A 21,840-nucleotide genomic window follows, 5' to 3' on the forward strand; every position below is an offset into this window, starting at 1 on the left:
CAGTCAGCGGGCCGCCGGATGAGCGGTCCACCACCAGGTCTGTGTCGAATGCGCGAACATGCGACGCACCCTACCCCACGTCCGAGGGGCGTACGGGGTGTCTCAATTGCTGGGCATGGGTCAGGACGTCCGACACGACCCCGTAATGTTGAGGTCGTGACCGTGAACGCTAAGACCAGCGCGAGTGCTGGCAACACCTGGCGAAACCTGCCCGCGGCGCAGCAGCCCGAGTACCCCGACACCGAGGCTCTGCGCGCAGTCGTTGCGGACCTCGAGTCGTATCCGCCGCTCGTCTTCGCGGGCGAGTGCGACCAGCTGCGCGCCCGGATGGCGGCCGTCGCCAAGGGAGAGGCGTTCCTCCTCCAGGGCGGCGACTGCGCCGAGGCCTTCGACGCGGTGTCCGCCGACCACATCCGCAACAAGCTGAAGACGCTGCTCCAGATGGGCGCCGTGCTCACGTACGCCGCGTCCGTGCCGGTCGTGAAGGTCGGCCGGATCGCCGGCCAGTACTCCAAGCCGCGCTCCAAGCCGACCGAGACCCGCGACGGCGTGACGCTGCCGACGTACCGCGGCGACTCCGTCAACGGCTTCGACTTCACCGAGGCCGCGCGCGTCCCGGACCCCGAGCGGCTGAAGCGGATGTACCACGCGTCCGCCTCCACGCTGAACCTGGTGCGCGCCTTCACCACCGGCGGCTACGCCGACCTGCGCCAGGTGCACGCCTGGAACCAGGACTTCGTGAAGTCGTCCCCGTCCGGCCAGCGCTACGAGCAGCTCGCCCGCGAGATCGACCAGGCGCTGAACTTCATGCACGCCTGCGGGGCCGACCCGGAGGAGTTCAAGACGGTCGAGTTCTACGCCTCGCACGAGGCGCTGCTGCTCGACTACGAGTCCGCGCTGACCAGGGTCGACTCGCGCACCGGCCAGCTGTACGACGTCTCCGGGCACATGGTGTGGATCGGTGAGCGCACCCGGCAGCTGGACCACGCGCACATCGAGTTCGCCTCGAAGATCCGCAACCCGATCGGCATCAAGCTCGGTCCGACGACCACCGCCGAGGACGCGCTGCAGTACATCGAGCGCCTCGACCCCGAGCGCGAGCCGGGCCGGCTGACCTTCATCGTCCGCATGGGCGCCGACAAGGTCCGCGACAAGCTCCCCGAGCTGGTCGAGAAGGTCACCGCCTCGGGCGCGACCGTGGCCTGGGTGACCGACCCGATGCACGGCAACACCTTCGAGGCGGCCTCCGGGCACAAGACCCGCCGCTTCGACGACGTGCTCGACGAGGTCAAGGGCTTCTTCGAGGTGCACAAGGCCCTCGGCACCCACCCGGGCGGCATCCACGTGGAGCTCACCGGCGACGACGTCACCGAGTGCGTGGGCGGCGGTGACGAGATCTTCGTCGACGATCTGCACCAGCGCTACGAGACCGCCTGCGACCCGCGGCTCAACCGCAGCCAGTCGCTCGACCTGGCGTTCCTCGTGGCCGAGATGTACAGGGACCAGTAACGGGTCCGCCTGTTACCGGAGCATGGACTGGGGCGCGGATCACACGATCCGCGCCCCTCTCCACTTTTGTGCTCCGGACCCGGCGGGTAAGGTTAGGTTAGCCTCACCGATCAACGGGGACGGCGCATCCGAGAACGACCCGTCCGGGAGGTGAACCGCGTGTACGTCTGCAGTTGCTTCGGGATCACCGAGCAGCAGGTCAAGCAGCACGTGGACGGCGGCGCCTGCACCCCCCGCCAGATAGCCTCCGCCTGCAAGGCGGGTACGGACTGCGGGTCCTGTGTGCGCCGCATCCAGGCCATTCTGGGCAGGGGATCCTGCCCCCGCCGTGATCTGGCCGACCGGAACGAGCCGGTGCTCGCGGACCTGGAAGACGCCGCCTGACGGCAGGCCCTAGTGCCGCGGCACTAGCTCGGCTGCTCGATCTGCTGCGCGATGTACAGCGCCTCACCGAGCTTGTCGATCAGCTCCAGCTGCGTGTCCAGATAGTCGATGTGGTGCTCCTCGTCCTCCAGGATCGTCTCGAAGAGGTTCGCGGACGTGATGTCGCCCTTGCTGCGCATCACCTCGATACCGCGCTTGAGCCGGTCGATCGCCTCGACCTCGACCTGCCGGTCCGCCTGGAACATCTCGGTGACCGTCTGGCCGACCCGTACGTGGAAGAGCCGCTGGTAGTTGGGCAGGCCGTCCAGCATGAGGATGCGCTCGGTGATCTTGTCCGCGTGCTTCATCTCATCGATGGACTCTTCACGCGTGTACTTGGCGAGCTTGGTCCAGCCGTTGTTGTCCTGGATCCGGTAGTGCAGCCAGTACTGATTGACCGCCGTCAGCTCGCCGGTCAACTGCTCGTTGAGGAATTCGAGGACCTCGGGGTCGCCCTGCATCGCAGAGGCTCCTTCCACGCGTGGGAACTGGCAAGTTGCGCCGCATGATTCCACTGGTGAAGAAGATCGTCCAGTAAGTCTGCACTTAGTAAGTAAGGGCATGCTTAGTTTACTTTGTCCTGTTTCGGGGTGGGCCCGGTCAGGGGCATCACCCGGGGTCTGTCAGGATGGAGTCATGGGTCAGCCGCTGGAACACGAATCGGGAGAAGGGCGCGATCCAGCAGGAGCGACGCAGCCCGAGCTGCCCCCGGGGCAGCGGTTGCAACGCGGCTGGCCGGTCACGCACTACGGGCCCGTCCCCAAGTTCCGGCCCGAGCGCTGGGAGTTCCGGGTCTTCGGTGCCACCGCCGACGGCGGCAAGCACTGCTGGACCCACGAGGAGTTCACGGCCCTGCCCTACACCACCGTCGTGGCCGATCTGCACTGCGTCACGAAGTTCAGCATGCTGGGCGCCGAGTGGGGCGGTATCCCCGCGCGCACGCTCCTCGACCTCGCGCCGCCCGCGGACGACGTCACCCATGTGATGGTGTGGGCCGAGTACGGATTCAGCTCCAACCTCCGGCTGTCCGACTTCGCCGACGAGCAGGTCGTGTTCGCCACCCACAAGGACGGCGAGCTGCTCACCGCCGAGCACGGCTTCCCGCTGCGCCTGATCGTGCCCCACCTCTACGCCTGGAAGGGCCCCAAGTGGGTGCGCGGCGTGGAGTACATGACCGCCGACCGGCGGGGCTTCTGGGAAGAGCGCGGCTACCACAACATCGGCGACCCCTGGCAGGAGCAGCGCTACTCGTACCAGGAGGGGCCCGCGGACGGCCCCGGCCTCTGACGGGCTCAGCCGTCGCGCAGCTTCTTCAGCCGCTCCACGTCGGCCACGTGCCCCTGCTTGCCGCCCGGCGTCTCGATGATCAGCGGCACGCCCTCGGTCGCGGGGTGTGTCATCAGGGCCCGGAACGGGTCCTCGCCGATGTGGCCGACGCCGATGTTCTCGTGCCGGTCCTTGTGCGCGCCCACCACGTCCTTGGAGTCGTTGGCGTGGATCAGCTTCAACCGGCCCTCGCCGACCGTGTCCACCAGCAGGTCCAGCGTCTGGTGCATGCCGCTGGGGCCGGTCAGGTCGTGGCCTGCGGCGTAGATGTGGCAGGTGTCCAGGCACACGCCGAGCATCGGGTGGGCGTCCAGCGCCTCGAAGTACGGGCCGAAGTCCCACGTCCGTGAGCACAGGGAGGCGCCCTGGCCGGCCGTCGACTCCAGCAGCAGGAACGGGTCGTCCTCGTGGGTCAGCTCGTCCAGCAGCGGCAGCAGATGCTCCCGTACCTGCTTCAGTGCCACCGACCGCTCCCGGCCGCCGGTCGCGCTGCCCGTGTGCACGACCACGCCCAGCGCCCCGATCTCCCGGCCGCGCCGCAGGGAGTGCCGCAGCGACTCCACCGACCGCTCCACGGTCGCCTCGGTGTGCGAGCCGAAGTTGATCAGGTAGGGGGCGTGCACGTAGGCCGGGATCGACTCGGCCGCGCAGGCCGCGCGGAACGCCTCGTCCTGCTTCGGGTTTCCGGTCGGCGTGGCCCAGCCGCGCGGGTTGGCGACGAAGACCTGGACGGTCTCCGCCTTCAGGTCACGGGCGTACGACAGGCCTACGGAATGGAGCCCACCGGCCACGGGGACGTGGCCGCCCACCGGGTTGCGGGAGGGGCCGGACAGCTGACTGTTCACCCGTTCAGGGTGTCATGCGTCCGGCCCTGCCCCGTCCACGGGCTCCCTGCCCGCCGCCGTCACCTGATCTTGATGGTGATCGTCGACCCCTTGGGGGCCCGCTGTCCGCCCTCGACGGACTGGCTCTTGACCTCGTCGCCGAACAGGCCGAGCAGCCCGCGGTCCTCCTCGACCTCGAATCCGGCGCCCTCCAGCGCCTGCCTGGCGTCGTCGACGCCGGCGCCGACCACGTCCGGGACCTCGATCATCTCCGGGCCCTTGGACAGCGTCAGCGTCACCGTGTCGCCCTCGGCCGCCCGGCCGCCGGGCTTCGGCGTCTGCCGGACGACCTGGCCCTTGTCGTACTCGGAGGAGTTGACCCGCTCGGTGGCGATCTTCACCTTGAGGCCGGCCTCGATCAGCTCGGCCTTCGCGTCCGCCTCGTCCGAGCCGGTGACGTCGGGGATGTCGATGGGGCTGCCCTTGCTGACGACCAGCGCGACGGCCGTGCCCGCGCGCACCTTCGTGCCGTCGGCCGGGCGCGCGGAGATCACCGAGCCGCGCGGCACGTCGTCGCTGAACTCGCGGGTGACCATGCCCGGCTCCAGCCCGTCCTCCCTCAGCTGGTCCCGGGCCTTGTCGAGCTTCTGGCCCGCCAGGGCGGGCACGCGCGTGGTCTCGGGGCCGTCGGAGATGGTGAACGACACGGAGTCGTGGAGGCGGATACGGGCGCCCGACTCGGGGTACATGCCCAGGATCGTGCCTCGCTTGACGGTGTCGCTGTGGGCGTGGCTGACCTCGCCCACCTCGAGCCCGGCATCCTTCAGCTCGTCCCGGGCCTGCGCCTCGGTCTTCGACAGCAACGGGGGGACCTTGGTGAACTGGCCGGAGTTGATGTACCAGACGCCGGCGCCGAGGCCGAGCACGAGCAGGACGGCGACGACGATCGCCACCGGGCCGCGCCGGGAGCCCGAGCGGCGCCGGGACGGCGGGGGCGGCGGCGGGGACGCCAGGCGGCTGGTGCGGTTGAGGGCGGCCCCGGAGGCCTCGTCGTCCTCGTTGACCGGCAGCGGACGCGGCGTGGCCAGGGCGCGCGGGATCACGGTCGTCCGGTCGTCGCCGTTGTCGTGGTCCACCGAGAGCGCCTGCGGCGGCACCGCGTCCAGCTCGTCCTCGCTCAGCCGGCCGCGTCCGTCGCGGACCTGCGCGAGCAGCGCCACCGCGTCGTGCGGGCGGACGGCCGGGGTGCGGGCCGTCGCCGAGGCCACCATCTCGTCCAGCTCGTACGCCAGGCCGGGCACGGCGGCCGAGGGCGGCGGGACGTCCTCGTGCAGGTGCTTGTAGAGGATCACGGCGGGGGAGTCCCCGTCGTGCGGCCTGTCGCCGGTCAGCATCTCGTACAGCATCACGCCGCACGCGTACACGTCGACGCGGGGGTCGGCGGTGCCGTTCTCTATCTGTTCGGGGGCGAGGTACGAGACCGTGCCGAGGACGGTGCCGGTGGTGTTCGTCACCGTGTCCACGGCCCGGACGAGGCCGAAGTCGGCGACCTTGACCCGGCCGTCGTCCCCTATCAGGACGTTCTCGGGCTTCATGTCGCGGTGCACGAACCCGGCGCGGTGCGCGGCGCCCAGCGCGGCCAGCACCGGCTCCAGGATGTCCAGGGCGGCACGCGGCTGCAGGGCGCCGCGCTCGCGCAGTACGTCCCGCAGGGTGCAGCCCGCGACGTACTCCATCGCCAGGTACACGTATGAGCCGTCCGTGCCCTGGTCGAAGACCTGCACCACGTTCGGGTGGGCCAGCCGGGCCACGGACTTCGCCTCGCGGATGAACCGCTCGACGAACGAGGCGTCGACCGCGAGCGAGGGGTGCATCACCTTGAGCGCGAGGACCCGGTCGAGCCGGGTGTCCACGGCCCGGTAGACCGTGGCCATCCCGCCGACCGCGATCCGCGCGTCGATGCGGTATCGGCCGTCGAGCACCTGCCCGACCAAGGGGTCCTGAAGGGTCGTGTCCACGCAGGCGAGTGTACGAGCCACGACCGACAGCCCTGTCCCCCCGGCTGTTTCCGGGGCGGGACTGCAGCCGACCTGTGACGTGTGCCCTGCCCGCTACCGGAAAGCGGGCCGCTCCGGATCCAGTACGGCCATGCCCTCCGTCGGCGACGACGCCTCCGCGAAGTGCCGCCGGGGAATCCGCCCGGCCCGGTGGGCCAGCCGTCCCGCCTCCACGGCATGCCGCATGGCGTCGGCCATCAGCACGGGTTCCTGCGCCCGCGTCACCGCCGAGGCGAGCATCACACCCGCACACCCCAGCTCCATCGCCAGCGCCGCGTCCGAGGCCGTACCGGCGCCGGCGTCCAGGATCACCGGCACGCGCGCGTGCTCGACGATCAGCTGGAAGTTGTGCGGGTTGCGGATCCCGAGCCCGGAGCCGATCGGCGAGCCGAGCGGCATGATCGCCGCGCAGCCCACGTCTTCCAGCTTCCGCGCCAGCACGGGGTCGTCGTTGGTGTACGGCAGCACCGTGAACCCGTCGTCGACCAGTGTCTCGGCCGCCTCCAGTGTCTCGATCGGGTCCGGCAGCAGCGTGCGCTCGTCGGCGATGACCTCCAGCTTGATCAGGTCGGTGCCGAGGGCCTCGCGCGCGAGGCGGGCCGTGAGGACGGCCTCACCGGCGGTGAAGCAGCCCGCCGTGTTGGGCAGCACCCGGATGCCGAGCTTGTCGAGGACGGACAGCACCGAGCCGTGCACCGAGGCGTTCACCCGGCGCATCGCGACCGTCGTCAGCTCCGTCCCGGACGCGACCAGCGACCGCTCCAGCACGTCGAGGCTGGGCGCCCCGCCCGTGCCCATGATCAGGCGGGAGGTGAAGGACGTACCACCGAGGACAAACGGATCGTCGGCCATGGTCAGCCTCCTTGGACGGCCGTGAGGACTTCCACGCGGTCTCCCTCACAGAGGGGCGTGGACGGCCACCGCGTGCGCGGGACGACGGTTTCGTTGAGGGCGGCGGCCACGCCCGAGGGTGATGCGGTCAGCGACTTCACGACGGCGTCGAGAGCCGTGCCGGGCCGGACGTCCCGGGGCTCCCCGTTGACGGAGATGTTCATGCGGGCTGCTCCGTGAGTGCGGTGGCGGGACTGAAGCGCTTCGGGGTGAAGGGGCGGGCCTCCGCGGGGAGTTCACCCGTGGCCAGGACGTGCGCCATGGCGTCGCCGGTCACCGGGGTGAGCAGGATGCCGTTGCGGTAGTGCCCGGTGGCCAGCAGCAGCCCGTCGAGGCCGGTCGGGCCGAGCAGCGGCGCGTTGTCGGGGGAGCCGGGGCGCAGCCCGGCCCGGGTCTCGGTGAGCGGCAGCTCGGTGATGCCCGGGACCAGCTCGTGCGCGTCCCGCAGCAACTCGTACACGCCGCCCGCGGTCACGGTGGTGTCCCAGCCCAGTTCCTCGCTGGTCGCCCCGATGACCAGCTCGCCGCTCGCGCGCGGCACCAGGTAGACGTGGCTGCCGCGCACCACCGCGCGCACGGTCCGGCTCAGGAACGGCCCGTGCCGCTGGGGCATGGTCAGCCGCAGGACCTGCCCCTTCACCGGCCGCACGGGAGGCAGCACGTCCTCCGGGACCCCCGCGAGCCGTCCGCTGAGACTCCCCCCGGCGAGCACCACCTGCCCGGCGGTCGCCTCCGTCCCGTCGGCCAGGACGACGCCCGCGGCCCGGTCCCGTACGACGGTCAGCCGCTCCGCCCACGCCCGGTGGAAGACCACGCCCGCCCGCTCGCACGCGGCGACCAGCGCCCCGGCCAGCCGCCGCGGGTCGATCTGGTGGTCGCCGTCGACCCGCAGCCCGCCGCGCACGCCCGGCGCGAGCATCGGCTCCAGGCGCCTGCACTCGCGCCCCGACAGCCACTGCGACTCCAGGCCCGACTGCTGCTGCAGGGCGTGCAGTTCGCGCAGGTGGGCCCGGTCGTCGGCGTCCAGGGCCACGGCGAGCGTGCCGCAGCGGCGGTAGCCGAGGTCCTGGCCGGTCAGCTCGGTGAGCTCGGCCGCGAAGTCCGGGTAGCGCCGGGCGGAGGCGAGGTTCAGGCCGAGCAGGGTCTGCTCGCCGTAGTGCAGTTCCGTGACGGCGGCCAGCATGCCGGCCGCCACCTGTGCGGCTCCGCCGCCCGGCTCGGGGTCCACGACGGCCGTGGCGAACCCGCGTTGCGCGGCCCGCCAGGCCGTGACCAGGCCGATGATCCCGCCCCCGATGACAAGGACGTCTGACGTGGTGGACGTAGGCGACATGGGCGTCCAGCCCCTCCCTTCGCCGGCATGACCCGGATCAGGTTCGTACGGTCGGAGGCCGCCAGCCTCCCTCTCAGCCCGGTGCGTCCGGGCTCCCGCGAGTGCTTTACGTTGGCCACCCTAGCCCGATGCCCTATGCCGCAGTAAGGGAGCCTCTGTCCATGGCCCGATCCCTCGACGGTCTCGTCCTCGCCCCGGTCGCCGACCAGGCACCGGGCCAGGTGGGCACCCGCACCCGGTTCACGTACCACGAGCGGCAGGGCGAGATCTGGGCCGAGTACGCGGGCGGCGACGTCGTACGCGGGCATCTCGTGGGTACCCGGGAAGGAGATCGGCTGGACTTCCGGTACGTCCAGCTCAAGCGGGACGGGACCACTTCCTCGGGGCACTGCGTCTCGGCGGTCGTGGAACTGCCCGACGGGCGGGTGCGGCTGGAGGAGACCTGGGAGTGGGAGTCCCAGCGGGGCAACGGCACGAGCGTTGTGGAGCAGGTCACGGCGCATGAGCACTGACTGACATTTCGTCAGGTGTCTATGGTGATCAGGTGAGCGAGCAGACGCAGGAACCAGGTTCGTCCGCGCCGCGGCGCGTCGTCGTGGCGGGTGCGGGCATGGCCGGGGTGCAGACCGCGGTCGCCCTGCGCGAGCGGGGCTTCACCGGTGACGTGATCCTGATCGGCGCCGAGCCCCACCAGCCCTACGACCGGCCCCCGTTGTCCAAGGCCGTCCTGCTCGGCAAGTCCGAGGGCTCCGCCTTCGACGTCGACTTCGAAGCCCTCGGCATCGAACTGCGGCTCGGCTGCGAGGTGCTGGGCCTGCGCCCCGCCGACCACGAGCTGGACACCGAGGACGGGCCCGTGCCGTACGACGTCCTGGTCGTCGCGACCGGCGCCGAACCGGTCCGGCTGCCCGGCGCGGAGGGCGTGCCCGGCGTGCATCTGCTGCGCACCCTGGACGACGCCGAGCGGCTGCGGCCCGTGCTGGCCCGCCGGCACGACATCGTGGTCGTCGGCGCGGGCTGGATCGGCGCGGAGTTCGCCACGGCCGCGCGCGAGGCGGGCTGCGCGGTGACCGTCGTCGAGGCCGCCGAACGGCCGCTCGCCGGGGCACTGCCCGCCGAGGTCGCCGCCCCGATGGCCGGCTGGTACGCCGACGCGGGCGCGGTACTGCGGACGCACGCGCGCGTGGAGCGCGTCGAGCCAGGTGCCGTGCTCCTCGACGACGGCTCGCGGCTGCCCGCGGGCGCGGTCGTCGTCGGTATCGGCGCCCGCCCCGCGACGGCCTGGCTGGCCGGCTCCGGGATCGAGCTCGGCGTCCACGGCGAGATCGTGGCCGACGAGCACCTGCGCACGACCGTGCCGGACGTGTACGCGGTCGGCGACTGTGCCTCCTTCCCCTCGGGGCGCTACGGCGAGCGCCTGCTGGTCCATCACTGGGACAACGCCCTCCAGGGGCCACGCACGGTCGCCGCGAACATCGCCGGCCGGGCCACGGGGGAGACGCCGGCGGTGTACGACCCGGTGCCCTACTTCTGGTCCGAGCAGTTCGGGCGGTTCGTCCAGTACGCCGGGCACCACGCGGCCGCGGACACGACCCTGTGGCGGGGTGACGCCTCCGGACCGGCCTGGACGGTGTGCTGGCTGCGCGGTGAGCGGCTGGTCGCGCTGCTGGCGGTGGGCAGGCCCCGGGACCTTGCGCAGGGCCGCCGCCTGATCGAGTCGGGCACACCGATGAATCCGGTGCTGCTGACGGATCCGGCCAGGCCCATGAAGGCGGCCACGGCGTAGGAGCCGGGCCCGGCGCGAGCGCCCGGGTGGACCGGGCCGACTTCCGACTGTCAGTGGCAAATGGCAGGCTGGTTTCCGTGACCGAGATTGACGCAAAGATCGATGCTCTCGTCCCCGCCTGGCTCACCCTCCCCGACATCGCCGAACAGTTCGGCGTCGAGGTGACGCGTGTGCGGCAGCTGGTCAAGGACGGCCAGCTCATCGCCGTACGCCGAGGTGAGAACCGCGCGCTGCACGTCCCCGCCGCCTTCATCGACGGGGACAAGGTCGTCAAGGGCCTGTCCGGGACCTTGACGCTCCTGCGGGACGACGGCTTCACGGACGAAGAGATGCTGGAGTGGCTCTTCACCCCGGACCCCAGCCTGCCCGGCACCCCCGCGCAGGCGCTCAGCGAGAATCGCGGCACGGAGGTGAAGCGCCGCGCCCAGGCGCTCGCGGTCTGACCCGACCTCGACCGGACAACCGTCCGGTGCCGTGTGAGCGGGGCCGGACCTGAACAACGCCCGATGTGAGGGCCGTGACCCGAGGGGTCACGGCCCGGGGTGGCTCGCGCCTGTTCAGGCGGCTCGCGCCTGTTCGGGGCCGTGGGCTTCCCCATGGAGAGCCCGGTGGCGCCCCGTGCGCCGTGGCGGGTTGCGGGGGCAGGCGTAAGGTGCCCGAGGCGGTTCGTAGCGGGACAGGGGCGCTCCCGCACGCCACGACACCCAGGGGGACACGCATGACCGGCACCGCAGCCGCTACCGCACGGGCCCAGCTCGCCGACGCCCGGGTCTACCTCTGCACCGACGCGCGCAAGCGGCAGGACGACCTCGGGGAGTTCCTCGACGCCGTGCTGAGCGGCGGGGTCGACATCGTGCAGTTGCGGGACAAGGGCATGGAGGCCGGTGAGGAGCTGGAGCACCTGGCCGTCTTCGCCGACGCCTGTGCCCGGCACGGCAAGCTGCTCGCGGTCAACGACCGGGCGGACGTCGCCCACGCCGCCGGCTCCGACGTCCTGCACCTCGGCCAGGGCGACCTCCCGGTCCCCGCGGCCCGCGCGCTCCTCGGCGACGGCGTCCTCATCGGCCGCTCCACCCACGCAGAGGCCGAGGCAGCCGCGGCCGCCGTCCAGCAGGGCGTGGACTACTTCTGCACCGGCCCGTGCTGGCCGACCCCCACCAAGCCCGGCCGACACGCCCCCGGCCTGGACCTCGTCCGGTACACCGCCGCCCTCGGCACCGACCGTCCCTGGTTCGCCATCGGCGGCATCGACCTGGGCAACCTCGACCAGATCCGGGAAGCGGGCGCCCGGCGCGTCGTCGTCGTACGGGCGATCACCGAGGCCGACGACCCGGGGGCCGCGGCGGCCGAGTTCGCCAAGCGGCTCCGGGAGGCGTAGTTACGACGGTTTGTCCAAGGGATGGACAACAAGTGGACAATTCGGGCAAATAACGGCCCCCGGTTGGGGGACCGACCGCCCCTGGCTAACCTGCCGGTATGGCCCTCGGCACCGCATCCATCAGGTCGGACCACGCTCGCACCGTCCGCGACATGCTCGCGGCAGGCAAGACGACGTACTCGTTCGAGTTCTACGCCCCCAAGACCCCGAAGGGCGAGCGGAACCTGTGGAACGCGCTGCGCCGGGTCGAGGCCGTGGCGCCCGACTTCGTCTCCGTCACCTACGGCGCGGGCGGTTCCACCCGTGCGGGCACGGTCAAGGCGACCGAGGCGATCGCCTCCGACACCACCCTCACCCCGATCGCCCACCTCACCGCGGTCGACCACTCGGTGGCCGACCTGCGCAACATCATCGGCCAGTACGCCGACGCCGGGATCCGCAACATGCTCGCCCTGCGCGGCGACCCGCCCGGCGACCCGATGGGCGACTGGGTGCCGCACCCCCGGGGCCTCGCCTACGCCGCCGAACTCGTCGAGCTGATCAAGGCGTCCGGCGACTTCTGTGTGGGCGTCGCCGCCTTCCCGGCGATGCACCCGCGCTCCGCCGACTGGGACACCGACGTCCGCCACTTCGTCGACAAGTGCCGAGCGGGCGCGGACTACGCCATCACGCAGATGTTCTTCCAGCCGGAGGACTACCTCCGGCTGCGCGACCGGGTCGCGGCCGCCGGCTGCGAGACCCCGATCATTCCCGAGGTCATGCCGATCGCGAGCGTGAAGACGCTGGAGCGGATCGGGTCCCTCACCAACGCCGCGTTCCCGCCTGCCCTGAAAGAGCGGATCCTCACAGCAAAAGACGATCCGGCCGCTGTACGCTCCATTGGGATCGAATTCGCCACGGAGTTCTGTGCGCAACTGCTCGCCGAGGGTGTACCCGGCTTGCACTTCATCACGCTCAACAACTCCACCGCGACACTGGAAATCTACGAGAACCTGGGCCTGCACCACTCACCGCAGGCCTAGACCGTTCGCACCGGTATACGACACACTGCGTAGCGGCCACTGGGAGAGGGGCGTACATGGGCTGGACGGTCCTCTACATCGCGTTCGGCATCGTCGCGCTGTGGCTGCTGGGCGAGGTGCTGCTGCAGTACAAGGCCCGGCTGCGCTGGCGGCTGCTGGCCTTCGGCGGCTTCCTCGGCGTCGTCATCGGTGTCCTGATCTCGCAGGTCGTCGTGATCGGCCTGGGCGCCGCCGCCTTCGCGGTCGGACAGACCTACGTCACCCTCTCGTTCCGCAGCGGCTTCTCGGCCGGCTGGGCGATGAACGCGCCCATGCTGGGCGGCAGCAAGCGGCGCCGCGGTGAGCGCGGCCGCGGTGAGCCGACCCTGGAGGTCTCCGGCCTGGAGGCCGAGGGCGGCTACGACGACGAGGCCGGCGCCTACCGCCGCGACCCCGCCGCATTCGGCCAGGACGACGACTACGACCGCGACGACGTCTTCACCCCGGCCCGCCCCGCCCACCAGCCGACGTCCGCCGAGACCACGTCCGTCTACGAGCCGCAGCCCTTGCCCGATGACACCGGCTCCTACGGCGTCTACGACAACGGGTACCAGGCCGCGGGACAGCAGGCCCATGACCAGTACGCCGCCCAGGCCGCCGACCAGTCCTACGCCTACGACTACTCCGGCTACGGCCAGCAGCAGGGCTACGACGCCAACGGGCAGCAGCAGTACGCCTCCTACTCCGACCCGTACATCGGCTCCTCGAACTACGGCCAGGCCTCGTACGACGGCACGTACGGCGACCAGCAGTACTACGGCCAGCAGGGTTACGGCCAGGACCAGTACGCGGGCACCTACGGCGGCGAGACCCCGCCCGGCGGGGTGTGGGTCCCGCAGCAGCGCAACACCGACGAGTACGGGCAGGAGCTGCCGCCGGAGCAGCCGTACCCGTACCAGGGCGGCGGGCAGCAGCCGCAGGGGAACGGCTTCGACGAGCAGTACCGTTTCTGAAGCCTGAGCCCTGCCGGGGCGGCGTGCTCACTGCGAGCCGCGGAACTCCGGCCCCTCCACGATCAGTCCCGCGACCAGCGCGCCCGACATGCCCGCGTGCGGCAGTCCGCCGCCGGGATGGGCCCAGCCGCCCACGGTGAACAGGCCCGGCACCCGCGTGCTGTTGGACGGATGCAGCAGCCGTCCGCCGGCCGCCGCCAGGGCCGGCACGGGCACCGCCCCGCCCTCCGCGCCCGTCGCCTCCGCGATGTCGGCCGGGGTGCGCACCTGGTGCCAGAGGAGGCGGTCGCGCAGGCCGGGTACGGCGCGTTCGGCGACGGAGAGCATCTGGTCGACGAGGCCGTCGTGAGGCTGGTCGGGCCGCGCGGGCACCACCGTCGTGAGGGTGACCGCCTCGTGGTCCGCGGGGGCCAGGCGCGGGTCGTCGGGCCGCAGCACCGTGACCGTGGGACGGGGCTGCCCCGCCGCCGTGCCGAACAGGGCGTCCAGCTCGGCCTCGCGGTCGGGGGTGTGCACCACCGTGCGGTGTGCCGTGCCCTCGGGGCGGGCGCCACGCAGGGCCAGCAGGAGGGTCAGCCGGGCGGCCGCCGCCGGCTGCGGCGGCACCTCGCCGTCACCCCGTACGACGGTGCCCGCCGTCAGCCGGGCCAGGGTGCCGGGCGCGACGCCGGCGACCACGAAGTCCGCCTCCACGAGGGACCCGTCGGCCAGCTCCACCCCCGACGCCCGGCCGTCCTTCTCCAGCACACCGGTGACGTCGGCGCCGAAGTGAAACTCGACCTTCCGGGCCAGGCACCGCTCGTACACCGCCCGCGCCAGCTCGCGCAGGCCGCCGCGCACGTACCAGGTGCCGAAGGCGTGCTCCATGTACGGCAGTACGGCCGCGCTGGCCGGGGCGACCCGGGGGTCCAGGCCGTGGCCGAGGGCATGGCTCTCCAGGAGTGCCGTCAGCCGGGGGTCGCGCAGCTCCCAGGCGCCGATCTCGGCGAGTGTGCCGGCCCGGCGGGTGCGCAGCAGCCGCTTGTGGGGCACCGAGGGGTAGGGCTCACGCTCGGCCAGTACCCGCCAGTTCGGCCACAGCGGCTCCTCCAGGAGCGGCCGGCGGGTGCGGTCCCAGGCCTCGCGGGCCCGGACCAGGAAGTCGCCCCAGCGCTTCCCGGCGCCCGCGCCGAGCCCCTCGTCCAGGGCGGCGACGACGCCCGCGCGCGAGGCGTTCCGCAGTGACACCTCGGTGCCGTCCGCGAACACGTGCCGTGACGACGGGTCGACCTGGACCAGCTCGACGCGGGACTCCAGCGGCTCCTTGCCGGTCTTGACGAACAGGTCGCGGTAGACGGCAGGCAGCGTCAGCAGGGCGGGGCCGGTGTCGAAGGAGAACCCGTCGCGCTCGAAGCGGCGCAATGCCCCGCCGTAGGTGTCCGTCCGCTCGTACACCGCCACCCGGTGGCCCGCGACGGCCAGCCGGGCGGCAGCCGTCAGCGCGCCCATCCCGGCGCCGATCACCGCAATCCGTGCCATGCCAGGGACTTTATCGGCCCCCGCTGACAGCACTTCGCCGACCACCTCCGAGTACCCGCGCGGACGTGATCGTGACCAGGCGCCGACGGAGCGTCCTGGGGCCGCGCGCGCAGGGGTGAGTACGTGTACCTAGGCGAGGAGTTGAGTACGCGCGCGGATGGGGGAGGACCCGCCGGAAGGAGAGAGTGGAGACACGGAAAGGGGCGCGGCTCCGGCACCGGCGACACGGGGCGCCGGAACGGGGCCGGCCCACGATCCGCTCCTTCCGCCGGCGGTGCCGGCGGGAGCGAGGCACGGGGGAGTACCGGGGGACGACCGAACGGGGGTCCTGCGGGGGGACGTACGGGGGAAGCAGGGAAGGCGCCGGTTCGGGGTGGCCCGCGGGGGACGCGGCCACACCGGACCGGCGCTTTCGCATCCGCGCCTGCGCGGCCACACCGGACCGGCGCCTTCACCTCCGCGCCGCCCGCACGGGTCGGCGGCAGCCGCTCACACCGCCGACCCGAGCGGGCGGGGAGAGCCGCTCACCCGCGCGCCGCGCCTGGTCAGCGGCAGCAGCTCTCCAGCCCCCCCCCGTGCGGTCAGCGGCAGCCGCTCACCCGTCCCTGGAGCAGGCGGGACAGCGCCGCGTGGACGTCGTCCAGGGAGCGTTCCGGCTGGAAGGACTTCCAGTCGAGGGCCGCCACCAGGACCATGCCGACCAGGGCGGACGCCGTCAGCGAGACGTCGATCTCCTCGCTGAACTCGCCACCCGCCACGCCGTCGCGCAGCACGTCCTCCACGACCGCGACGACCTGCTGCCGGACCACCATCAGCGTGGACTGCCAGGCCCGGTTGGTGCGCCACAGCTCGGCCACGTACAGCTGAGTGAAGGCCGGGTAGCGGTCGATGAAGACCAGCCCCGCTCGGATCATCGCGTCCAGGGCGTCGACCTTGCTGCCGTCCTCCCGTGCGGTCCGCTCGGCCGCTTCCCGCAGGGAGGCGGCCAGCAGACCCACTCCGTGCCGCAGCAGTTCCTCGAAGAGGACGGACTTGCTCGCGAAGTTGTAGTAGACCGTGCCCTTCGCGACCCCGGCTCGCTCGGCGATCTCGTCCACGGTCGTGGCGGAGAACCCCTGCTCGGCGATGAGCGTGACGGCCGCCTCGTAGAGCTTCTGCCGGGTGGCCTCGCGGCGCGTGCTGCCGCCCGACGCGGCACTGCTGCTTTCCATGGTCCTGATTGTCACAGGAACCTTTCCGGGAGACGTGCCGGTGGGGCTCACAGGCTCAGCTCCGGGTGCAGCCGGTCCAGCGTCCACACCTGGCGCCGGCGGGCCGCCACGGCGGTCAGCGCGAGGGCGCCGGCGGTGAACGCCGTCAGCACCACGCACGCCTGCCACACCGGATCGAGTCCACCGCCGGTGATGAGCCGCCTGAGGGCCTCGACGACGTAGCTCATCGGCAGGAACGGGTGGAGCGCGTTGAAGAACCCGGGGCTGGTCTGCACGGGGTACGTGCCGCCCGCCGAGGTCAGCTGGAGCATCAGCAACGCGAGGACGAGGATCCGGCCCGCCGCCCCGAAGCGCGCGTTCAGCCACTGCACGATCGCCGCGAAGCACGCCGTCACCAGGAACAGGAAGCCCACCGTCCCGGCCGCCCGCACCATCTGCAGGCCGACCGCCCAGTGCAGCACCGACATCAGAGCCACCGTCTGGAGCACGCCGATCGCCACCACCGGCAGCCAGCCCGCCAGTGCGATCCGCCACGCCGAGGCGCCCGCGGCGAGCGCCCGCCGGTTCATGGGCGTGATCAGCATGTACGCCACCATCGCGCCCACCCACAGGGACAGCGGGATGAAGTACGGGGCGAACCCGGTGCCGTAATTGGGCGCCTTGTGCAGGTCATGGGAGGCGAGCCGCACGGGGTCGGCCATGACCTCGGTGCGCCGGTCGCGGTCCTGCTCGTCGTAGTCGGGGATCCGCTCCGCCCCGTCGTGCAGGCCGCCGGCGAGCTTCCCGGAGCCGTCGACGAGCTTGAAGATGCCGCCGTTGAGGTCGTCCGCGCCCGTCTTCAGTTTGCCGACGCCCTTGTCCAGGTCGACGGCACCGGTCTTGGCCGTGCCGATCCCCTTGTGCAGCTTCTTCGCGCCGGCGGCCACCTCGGCCGCTCCGTCGTTCAGCTTGTTGATCTTCTTGACGGCGTCGGCGAGGTCCTCGGAGAGGTGCGGTGCGCGGTTCGCCAGGGCCTGGGACTGCTTCTGGAGGGTGGCGAGGTGCTTGTCGAGCTTGTCCAGGTCGCCGTCCTGGTCCGCGATCAGCGTGTTGAGGTCGTCCGCGATGAGCGTCACGTCGGCCGCCGCGTCCTTGGCCTTCTTCAGGTCGGAGCAGGCCGCGTCGGGCAGGACGGGATCGTCGCAGCGCCTGGCGTACACGTCGTTCAGCGTGCCGGACGCCGCGCGGGCGCCCTTGGCGGCGGTCGGGGCCGTCTTCACCAGGGTGTCCAGGTGCTTGCGGATCACCCCGGAGGTGTCGGCGACCAGCTGGGCGGTGTCGCCGATGGTCTTCTCGTTGCCCTTCAGGAAGGGACCGACCTTGTCGGCGGTGTCGTTGACCCGGTCGGCCAGCTTCTGCGTGCCTTCCGCGACCTGCTTCGAGCCGTCCTCCAGGTCACCCGCGCCCGTGTGGAGCTTCTTCAGGCCCGTGGAGAGCTTGCCGCTGCCGTCCTCGGCGTCCTTCAGGCCGTCGGCGAGGTCCTTGGAGCCCTTCTCGGCCTTGCCGATACCGCCCTTGAGCCGGTCGGCCCCCTTCGCCGCCTTGACGGTCTTGCCGTGGATGTCGGAGAACGACACGAAGATCTTGTCCAGGAAGGACCGCGACGTCTTCTTGGACGCCGCCTGCCGCACCTCGCCGAAGACCGTCCGGGAGATCTGCCCGACGATGTAGTTGTTCGCGTCGTTCGTGCGCACCTGGAGGGCGCCGGTCTCCGGGGTGTTCCCGGAGCTGGAGGCGATCCGCTCGCTGAAGTCGGCGGGCATGGTGAGCGACAGGTAGTAGCTGCCGTCCTCGACGCCCCTGCGGGCCTCGGCGGCGCTCACCTCCCGCCAGTCGAAGGTCTTGCTGTCACGCAGGCCCTTCGTGATGTCGTCGCCCGCCGTGACCTTCTTCCCGTCGGCGGTCGCCCCCTTGTCGTCGTTCACGAGCGCCACCGGGATCCGGTCCAGGCGGCCGTAGGGGTCCCAGAACGACCACAGGTACAGCGCGCCGTACAGCAGTGGCAGCACCAGCAGCGCGACCAGCGCGGCGCGCGGCAGCTTCCCCCGCCCGAAGCGGCGCAGCTCAAGCGCGGCCAGTTTCGGCGATCGCATCGGCCTTCTCCTCTCCCCTGTCGGCCTGATCGGCCTGATCGGCCTGGTCTCCCTGGTCGGCCTGAGCGTCCTCGGCTGCCGGATCTTCGGGGCTCTCCGCCGTGGAGACCTTGACGGCCCCCTCGGGAGCCTCGCTGCACACCGCCAGGACCGTCGTCCCGGCGTCGGCCAGGGACCTGAGCAGTGCCCAGACCTCCTCCCGCTCACCGTCCGAGAGCTTGAGATCGGTGTCGTCGACGCCGAGCAGCCGGGGCCCGCCGACGAGGGCGAGCGCCACCGACAGCCGCAGCGCCTCCAGACGCTCCAGATCCCGTACGGCCGTGCGCAGCCCCTTGGGCAGTGCCTCGAGGTCGAGACCGGCGGCTTCGAGCGCGGCCTCGACGCGCTGCCGGGCCTCGGCCGCCCGCTCGCCGCGGGGCCGCAGGAGGCCGCGCAGCGATGCGCCGAACCGCCGCTGGAGCAGCGCCCGTTCCCGCAGGTGCTCGCCGACGGTCAACGCCGGGTCGAGGTCGGCGACCCCCGGGACATGTGCCAGCGCGCTGATGCCGCGGACCGCCGTCATCTGCTTCGGCAGCCGCGCGCCGCCCACGGCGGCCGCGCCCTCCGAGACCTTCATCCGCCCCGTCAGCGCGAGCAACAGGCACGTACGGCCGGACCCGGACGGGCCCTCGACCGCGATGAGCGCACCCGGCTCGGCGTCGACGGTGATCCCGCGGACCGCCCACCCCCGTGGCCCCTTGACCCCGAGGCCGTCGGCGGCGATCCGCACCCCTCCCGCCTGTTCCCCCACGAGTCTCCCCTAAATTTGAACTGACTGGTCAGTGCAAAAACTACTCCGAACCTACGAGCGAAGCAAAACAGCAGGTCAGAACGGATTGTCAGTGCCATACCTCACGATGGGTCACATACGGCACTCCGTAACGGACGCGCCGTCACCCAGACGACAGGAGGTTCGTCATGGCCAACTACCACGCAGCCGCCGCCCGTCGGCGCCGCGCCACCGGCCCTGCCCCCTCACTGACCGGCCCGGCGAGCGACGTGCACCCCGTGCTGCGCCGGGCCACGGCCCCGCCCGCCGCCCTCGACCTGCTCGCCCAGGCCCGCGCCAGCCTCGACGAGGCCACCGCCCTGGAAGCACCGAACGAGCGCTACGCGACGGCCCACCTCGCCGCCCTGCGCACCGCCGCCGCGGTGCTCGCCGCCCGGGGGCGCCCGGAGACCTCGCCCCGGGCCCGGGCCAAGATCCGGAGCGCCTGGGAAGTGCTCCCCGAGATCGCGCCCGAACTGACCGAGTGGAGCGCGCTGTTCGCCGCCGGTGCCCGGCGCCGCGCCCGGGCCGAGGCCGGCATCCAGGGCGCGGCCACCGGCCGGGACGCCGACGACCTGATACGGGACGTGGCGATGTTCCTGCGCCTCGTCGAGCGGATGCTGGTCCTCCAGCCGGTCCTCCCGCAGCCCCGCCCGGACCAGGACCAGCCGGCGGGCCCCGGCGCGGGGAGGGACATGCCGGACGCGGGCTGACCGGGCCGGGCCGGGCATCGGGCCGGCCCGGCGCCGGCGGTCCAGGTCCGTTCAGAAGCACGGGCCGGCCTGACCCGTGGGGCATCTCGGGACCGGGTCATCCGGACGCCGCGGCCGAGGCAATAGGGTGGGGGACGCCTGAAGTCTTCCCTCCCCGTGGCCGGGGCCGGGGGAGACGCCCCGTTAGCGCCGTCGTGCAAGAGGCGGTGCCGCGCCGAGGAGTCAACTGCCGTGTCGGACCCGATGCGCCCCCGCGCCTCACTCCGTACCGCCGTGGTCTGGGAGGTCCTCCAGGACGCCCTGGACCGCCGGGTCAAGGCCACGGGTCGGGAGTCGCTGGACGTCCTCGACACCGGAGGCGGCAGCGGCAACTTCGCGGTGCCCGTCGCCCGCCTCGGACACCGGGTCACCGTCGTCGACCCCAGCCCCAACGCGCTGTTCGCCCTGGAGCGCCGCGCCGCCGAGGCCGGCGTCGCCGACCGGGTCAAGGGCGTCCAGGGCGACGCCCACGGCCTCTTCGACGTGGCCGAGCGCGGTGGCTACGACGTGGTGCTGTGCCACGGCGTCCTGGAGTACGTGGACGACCCGGCCGAGGGCGTCCGCAACGCGGTGGCGGCCCTGCGCACCGAGGGCGTCCTCAGCCTGCTCGCGGCCGGCCTCGGCGGTGCCGTGCTGTCCCGCGCCCTCGCCGGGCACTTCAAGGAGGCCCGGCAAGCGCTCGACGACCCGAACGGCCGATGGGGCACGGGTGACCCCGTACCGCGCCGATTCACCGCCGAGCAGCTCACGGGACTGGTCGAGGGCGCGGGCCTGCGCGTCGGCGCCGTGCACGGCGTGCGGGTCTTCGCCGACCTCGTGCCCGGCGTCCTCGTGGACACCGAGCCCGGAGCCCTGGAAGCGCTGCTGAAGCTGGAGGAGGCCGCGGCCGAGCTCCCCGCCTTCCACTCGGTGGCCACCCAGCTGCACGTGCTGGGTGAGACCGGTGGGACCGGTGAGACGAGTGGGGCCGGCGAGGCCGATGGGGCGGTCGAGGCCTGAGCCGCTCCGTGAGGTACCGCCGCTGATCAGCGCCTTGGCTGCGCATGGAGTACGCCACAGGCCCCCCGAATGGGTGCGCCGCGCCGTATGATCGAGGGAGACCGTTCCGGCATGACGGATCGGCCGCCGGGGAATGGAAGCCTCAGCGAGCCGGGACGCCCATGGCGGGTTCCGGTTGGTCAATTGGCGCAGAGGGGCGGGTTTCACGGGGGCGATTCCCTGCCTATCCTGAAGGGACCCCCCGGGTCGCCCCGGCGACTGCACGATGAGGAGGACTCCGTGCCGCTCTCGGAGCACGAGCAGCGCATGCTCGAGCAGATGGAGCGAGCGCTGTACGCCGAAGATCCCAAGTTCGCGACAGCGCTTGAGGGAAGCGGGCTGCGCACGTACACCCGGCGACGGGTCTACCAGGCGGTCGCGGGCTTCCTCGTAGGTATCGCGCTCCTCATGGCTGGAATGGTCGCCAAGCAGGTCTGGCTCAGCGTCGTGGGCTTCCTCGTCATGCTGGGCTGTGCGGTGCTCGCCGTGACCGGCTGGCGCAAGGCTCCCAAGCCGGGCGAACAGGCGGCCGGTGCCACCGGGCCCCAGGCCCGCCGACAGGGCAGACAGCGCCGCTCCGTGATGGACCGCATCGAGCAGCGCTGGCAGAAGCGCCGCGACGAGCAGGGCGGCCATTAGCCCTCCGCGCAGCCTCTCCAGGCTCTCCAGGACTACGTGAACACGTACGTCAGGGGGTGACCACCGACCAGGTGGTCGCCCCCTGACGCATGCGTGTGCAAGCCGTCAGGCAGGCCATGGGAGGTCCCCGGGCACACAGCGGTGGCCGGAGCGCCCTCGCATCGCAGGCCGAACGCAGACGCAGCACGGCCTGTGGGCCTC

General features: G+C 72.1%; 23 protein-coding genes and 1 riboswitch. Of the genes, 12 read left to right on the top strand and 11 right to left on the bottom strand.

Translation table 11 applies throughout. The features are described from left to right. Nucleotides 1-3: 3 nt before the first annotated feature. Nucleotides 4-60 carry a trp operon leader peptide gene (locus tag G3I77_RS41080; protein WP_078625594.1) on the bottom strand — a complete coding sequence of 19 codons (57 nt, stop codon included), beginning with the start codon at nt 58-60 and terminating at the stop codon, nt 4-6. A gap of 96 nt (nt 61-156) precedes the next feature. Here G3I77_RS41080 and G3I77_RS04425 point away from each other — a divergent pair, with 96 nt between their 5' ends. Then, entirely contained in the window at nt 157-1,509 is a 1,353-nt protein-coding gene (locus G3I77_RS04425) for a class II 3-deoxy-7-phosphoheptulonate synthase (protein WP_248501207.1), read from the top strand. 150 nt (nt 1,510-1,659) lie between these two features. Continuing rightward, entirely contained in the window at nt 1,660-1,893 is a 234-nt protein-coding gene (locus tag G3I77_RS04430; RefSeq protein WP_248501208.1) for a (2Fe-2S)-binding protein, read from the top strand. 23 nt (nt 1,894-1,916) lie between these two features. Here the strand turns inward: G3I77_RS04430 and bfr are convergent, their stop codons facing one another. Continuing rightward, the gene (bfr, locus tag G3I77_RS04435; protein ID WP_248501209.1) at nt 1,917-2,393 is read right to left on the bottom strand and encodes a bacterioferritin; all 477 of its coding nucleotides are present in this window, start codon (nt 2,391-2,393) and stop codon (nt 1,917-1,919) included. A gap of 175 nt (nt 2,394-2,568) precedes the next feature. Between bfr and G3I77_RS04440 the strand changes: the two genes are divergently transcribed. After that, complete coding sequence (locus tag G3I77_RS04440; protein ID WP_248501210.1) at nt 2,569-3,219, top strand: sulfite oxidase-like oxidoreductase; 651 nt, start codon at nt 2,569-2,571, stop codon at nt 3,217-3,219. A 5-nt stretch (nt 3,220-3,224) separates the two neighbouring features. Here the strand turns inward: G3I77_RS04440 and G3I77_RS04445 are convergent, their stop codons facing one another. From G3I77_RS04445 to thiO, 5 genes are all read right to left on the bottom strand, one after another. Beyond that, a complete protein-coding gene (locus tag G3I77_RS04445; RefSeq protein ID WP_248501211.1) occupies nt 3,225-4,103 on the bottom strand; it encodes a deoxyribonuclease IV in 879 nt (292 codons plus the stop codon). Nucleotides 4,104-4,162: 59 nt separating this feature from the next. Beyond that, nucleotides 4,163-6,100, bottom strand: a complete 1,938-nt coding sequence (gene pknB / locus G3I77_RS04450) for a Stk1 family PASTA domain-containing Ser/Thr kinase (RefSeq protein WP_248501212.1) — start codon at nt 6,098-6,100, stop codon at nt 4,163-4,165. A 93-nt stretch (nt 6,101-6,193) separates the two neighbouring features. After that, complete coding sequence (locus G3I77_RS04455) at nt 6,194-6,991, bottom strand: thiazole synthase (protein ID WP_248501213.1); 798 nt, start codon at nt 6,989-6,991, stop codon at nt 6,194-6,196. A 2-nt stretch (nt 6,992-6,993) separates the two neighbouring features. Next, nucleotides 6,994-7,194, bottom strand: a complete 201-nt coding sequence (gene thiS, locus G3I77_RS04460) for a sulfur carrier protein ThiS (RefSeq protein ID WP_248501214.1) — start codon at nt 7,192-7,194, stop codon at nt 6,994-6,996. Further along, nucleotides 7,191-8,363, bottom strand: a complete 1,173-nt coding sequence (thiO, locus tag G3I77_RS04465; RefSeq protein ID WP_248501215.1) for a glycine oxidase ThiO — start codon at nt 8,361-8,363, stop codon at nt 7,191-7,193. Before thiO ends, thiS begins: the two co-directional genes overlap by 4 nt. Beyond that, a riboswitch (TPP riboswitch) is annotated at nt 8,361-8,472 on the bottom strand. It overlaps the preceding gene by 3 nt. Before the next feature lie 52 nt (nt 8,473-8,524). Between thiO and G3I77_RS04470 the strand changes: the two genes are divergently transcribed. The 6 genes from G3I77_RS04470 to G3I77_RS04495 all read left to right on the top strand — a co-directional run bounded on the left by G3I77_RS04470 (nt 8,525) and on the right by G3I77_RS04495 (nt 13,541). Continuing rightward, a complete protein-coding gene (locus G3I77_RS04470) occupies nt 8,525-8,875 on the top strand; it encodes a hypothetical protein (protein ID WP_248501216.1) in 351 nt (116 codons plus the stop codon). Between the two features lie 32 nt (nt 8,876-8,907). Then, nucleotides 8,908-10,149: an FAD-dependent oxidoreductase gene (locus G3I77_RS04475; protein WP_248501217.1), complete on the top strand. Its 1,242-nt coding sequence runs from the start codon at nt 8,908-8,910 to the stop codon at nt 10,147-10,149. 77 nt (nt 10,150-10,226) lie between these two features. After that, complete coding sequence (locus G3I77_RS04480) at nt 10,227-10,592, top strand: Rv2175c family DNA-binding protein (protein WP_031131943.1); 366 nt, start codon at nt 10,227-10,229, stop codon at nt 10,590-10,592. Nucleotides 10,593-10,867: 275 nt separating this feature from the next. Continuing rightward, the gene (gene thiE, locus G3I77_RS04485) at nt 10,868-11,527 is read left to right on the top strand and encodes a thiamine phosphate synthase (RefSeq protein WP_248501218.1); all 660 of its coding nucleotides are present in this window, start codon (nt 10,868-10,870) and stop codon (nt 11,525-11,527) included. A 98-nt stretch (nt 11,528-11,625) separates the two neighbouring features. Beyond that, nucleotides 11,626-12,549: a methylenetetrahydrofolate reductase [NAD(P)H] gene (gene metF / locus G3I77_RS04490; RefSeq protein WP_248501219.1), complete on the top strand. Its 924-nt coding sequence runs from the start codon at nt 11,626-11,628 to the stop codon at nt 12,547-12,549. Nucleotides 12,550-12,605: 56 nt separating this feature from the next. Further along, on the top strand, nt 12,606-13,541 hold the full coding sequence (locus G3I77_RS04495; protein WP_248501220.1) for a hypothetical protein: 936 nt from the start codon (nt 12,606-12,608) through the stop codon (nt 13,539-13,541). A gap of 27 nt (nt 13,542-13,568) precedes the next feature. On the opposite strand, the gene G3I77_RS04500 is transcribed toward G3I77_RS04495, so the two are convergent. The 4 genes from G3I77_RS04500 to G3I77_RS04515 all read right to left on the bottom strand — a co-directional run bounded on the left by G3I77_RS04500 (nt 13,569) and on the right by G3I77_RS04515 (nt 19,192). Beyond that, a complete protein-coding gene (locus G3I77_RS04500) occupies nt 13,569-15,059 on the bottom strand; it encodes an NAD(P)/FAD-dependent oxidoreductase (RefSeq protein ID WP_248501221.1) in 1,491 nt (496 codons plus the stop codon). Between the two features lie 581 nt (nt 15,060-15,640). Then, nucleotides 15,641-16,270: a TetR/AcrR family transcriptional regulator gene (locus tag G3I77_RS04505; RefSeq protein ID WP_248501222.1), complete on the bottom strand. Its 630-nt coding sequence runs from the start codon at nt 16,268-16,270 to the stop codon at nt 15,641-15,643. A gap of 47 nt (nt 16,271-16,317) precedes the next feature. After that, nucleotides 16,318-18,402: a YhgE/Pip domain-containing protein gene (locus tag G3I77_RS04510; RefSeq protein ID WP_248501223.1), complete on the bottom strand. Its 2,085-nt coding sequence runs from the start codon at nt 18,400-18,402 to the stop codon at nt 16,318-16,320. Next, nucleotides 18,374-19,192, bottom strand: coding sequence for an ATP-binding cassette domain-containing protein (locus tag G3I77_RS04515; RefSeq protein ID WP_248501225.1), 819 nt, complete (start codon nt 19,190-19,192; stop codon nt 18,374-18,376). Before G3I77_RS04515 ends, G3I77_RS04510 begins: the two co-directional genes overlap by 29 nt. Before the next feature lie 167 nt (nt 19,193-19,359). On the opposite strand from G3I77_RS04515, the gene G3I77_RS04520 reads away from it, so the two are divergent. The 3 genes from G3I77_RS04520 (at nt 19,360) to G3I77_RS04530 (ending at nt 21,639) form a co-directional block, all read left to right on the top strand. Beyond that, nucleotides 19,360-19,923: an SAV_6107 family HEPN domain-containing protein gene (locus tag G3I77_RS04520; RefSeq protein ID WP_248501227.1), complete on the top strand. Its 564-nt coding sequence runs from the start codon at nt 19,360-19,362 to the stop codon at nt 19,921-19,923. A 231-nt stretch (nt 19,924-20,154) separates the two neighbouring features. Next, nucleotides 20,155-20,961, top strand: a complete 807-nt coding sequence (locus G3I77_RS04525) for a methyltransferase (RefSeq protein WP_248501228.1) — start codon at nt 20,155-20,157, stop codon at nt 20,959-20,961. Between the two features lie 279 nt (nt 20,962-21,240). Then, a complete protein-coding gene (locus G3I77_RS04530) occupies nt 21,241-21,639 on the top strand; it encodes a DUF3040 domain-containing protein (protein WP_248501230.1) in 399 nt (132 codons plus the stop codon). The last annotated feature ends 201 nt before the right edge of the window (nt 21,640-21,840 follow it).

Source organism: Streptomyces sp. D2-8, from assembly GCF_023184515.1.
Taxonomy (GTDB): Bacteria; Actinomycetota; Actinomycetes; order Streptomycetales; family Streptomycetaceae; genus Streptomyces.

What these genes read in the sequence shown, in the direction of transcription:
- bfr (WP_248501209.1), bottom strand. Translation starts at nt 2,393, where the DNA reads ATGCAGGGCGACCCCGAGGTCCTCGAATTCCTCAACGAGCAGTTGACC.
- G3I77_RS04440 (WP_248501210.1), top strand. Translation starts at nt 2,569, where the DNA reads ATGGGTCAGCCGCTGGAACACGAATCGGGAGAAGGGCGCGATCCAGCA.
- G3I77_RS04455 (WP_248501213.1), bottom strand. Translation starts at nt 6,991, where the DNA reads ATGGCCGACGATCCGTTTGTCCTCGGTGGTACGTCCTTCACCTCCCGC.
- thiS (WP_248501214.1), bottom strand. Translation starts at nt 7,194, where the DNA reads ATGAACATCTCCGTCAACGGGGAGCCCCGGGACGTCCGGCCCGGCACG.
- thiO (WP_248501215.1), bottom strand. Translation starts at nt 8,363, where the DNA reads ATGTCGCCTACGTCCACCACGTCAGACGTCCTTGTCATCGGGGGCGGG.
- G3I77_RS04470 (WP_248501216.1), top strand. Translation starts at nt 8,525, where the DNA reads ATGGCCCGATCCCTCGACGGTCTCGTCCTCGCCCCGGTCGCCGACCAG.
- thiE (WP_248501218.1), top strand. Translation starts at nt 10,868, where the DNA reads ATGACCGGCACCGCAGCCGCTACCGCACGGGCCCAGCTCGCCGACGCC.
- metF (WP_248501219.1), top strand. Translation starts at nt 11,626, where the DNA reads ATGGCCCTCGGCACCGCATCCATCAGGTCGGACCACGCTCGCACCGTC.
- G3I77_RS04495 (WP_248501220.1), top strand. Translation starts at nt 12,606, where the DNA reads ATGGGCTGGACGGTCCTCTACATCGCGTTCGGCATCGTCGCGCTGTGG.
- G3I77_RS04500 (WP_248501221.1), bottom strand. Translation starts at nt 15,059, where the DNA reads ATGGCACGGATTGCGGTGATCGGCGCCGGGATGGGCGCGCTGACGGCT.
- G3I77_RS04505 (WP_248501222.1), bottom strand. Translation starts at nt 16,270, where the DNA reads ATGGAAAGCAGCAGTGCCGCGTCGGGCGGCAGCACGCGCCGCGAGGCC.
- G3I77_RS04510 (WP_248501223.1), bottom strand. Translation starts at nt 18,402, where the DNA reads ATGCGATCGCCGAAACTGGCCGCGCTTGAGCTGCGCCGCTTCGGGCGG.
- G3I77_RS04520 (WP_248501227.1), top strand. Translation starts at nt 19,360, where the DNA reads ATGGCCAACTACCACGCAGCCGCCGCCCGTCGGCGCCGCGCCACCGGC.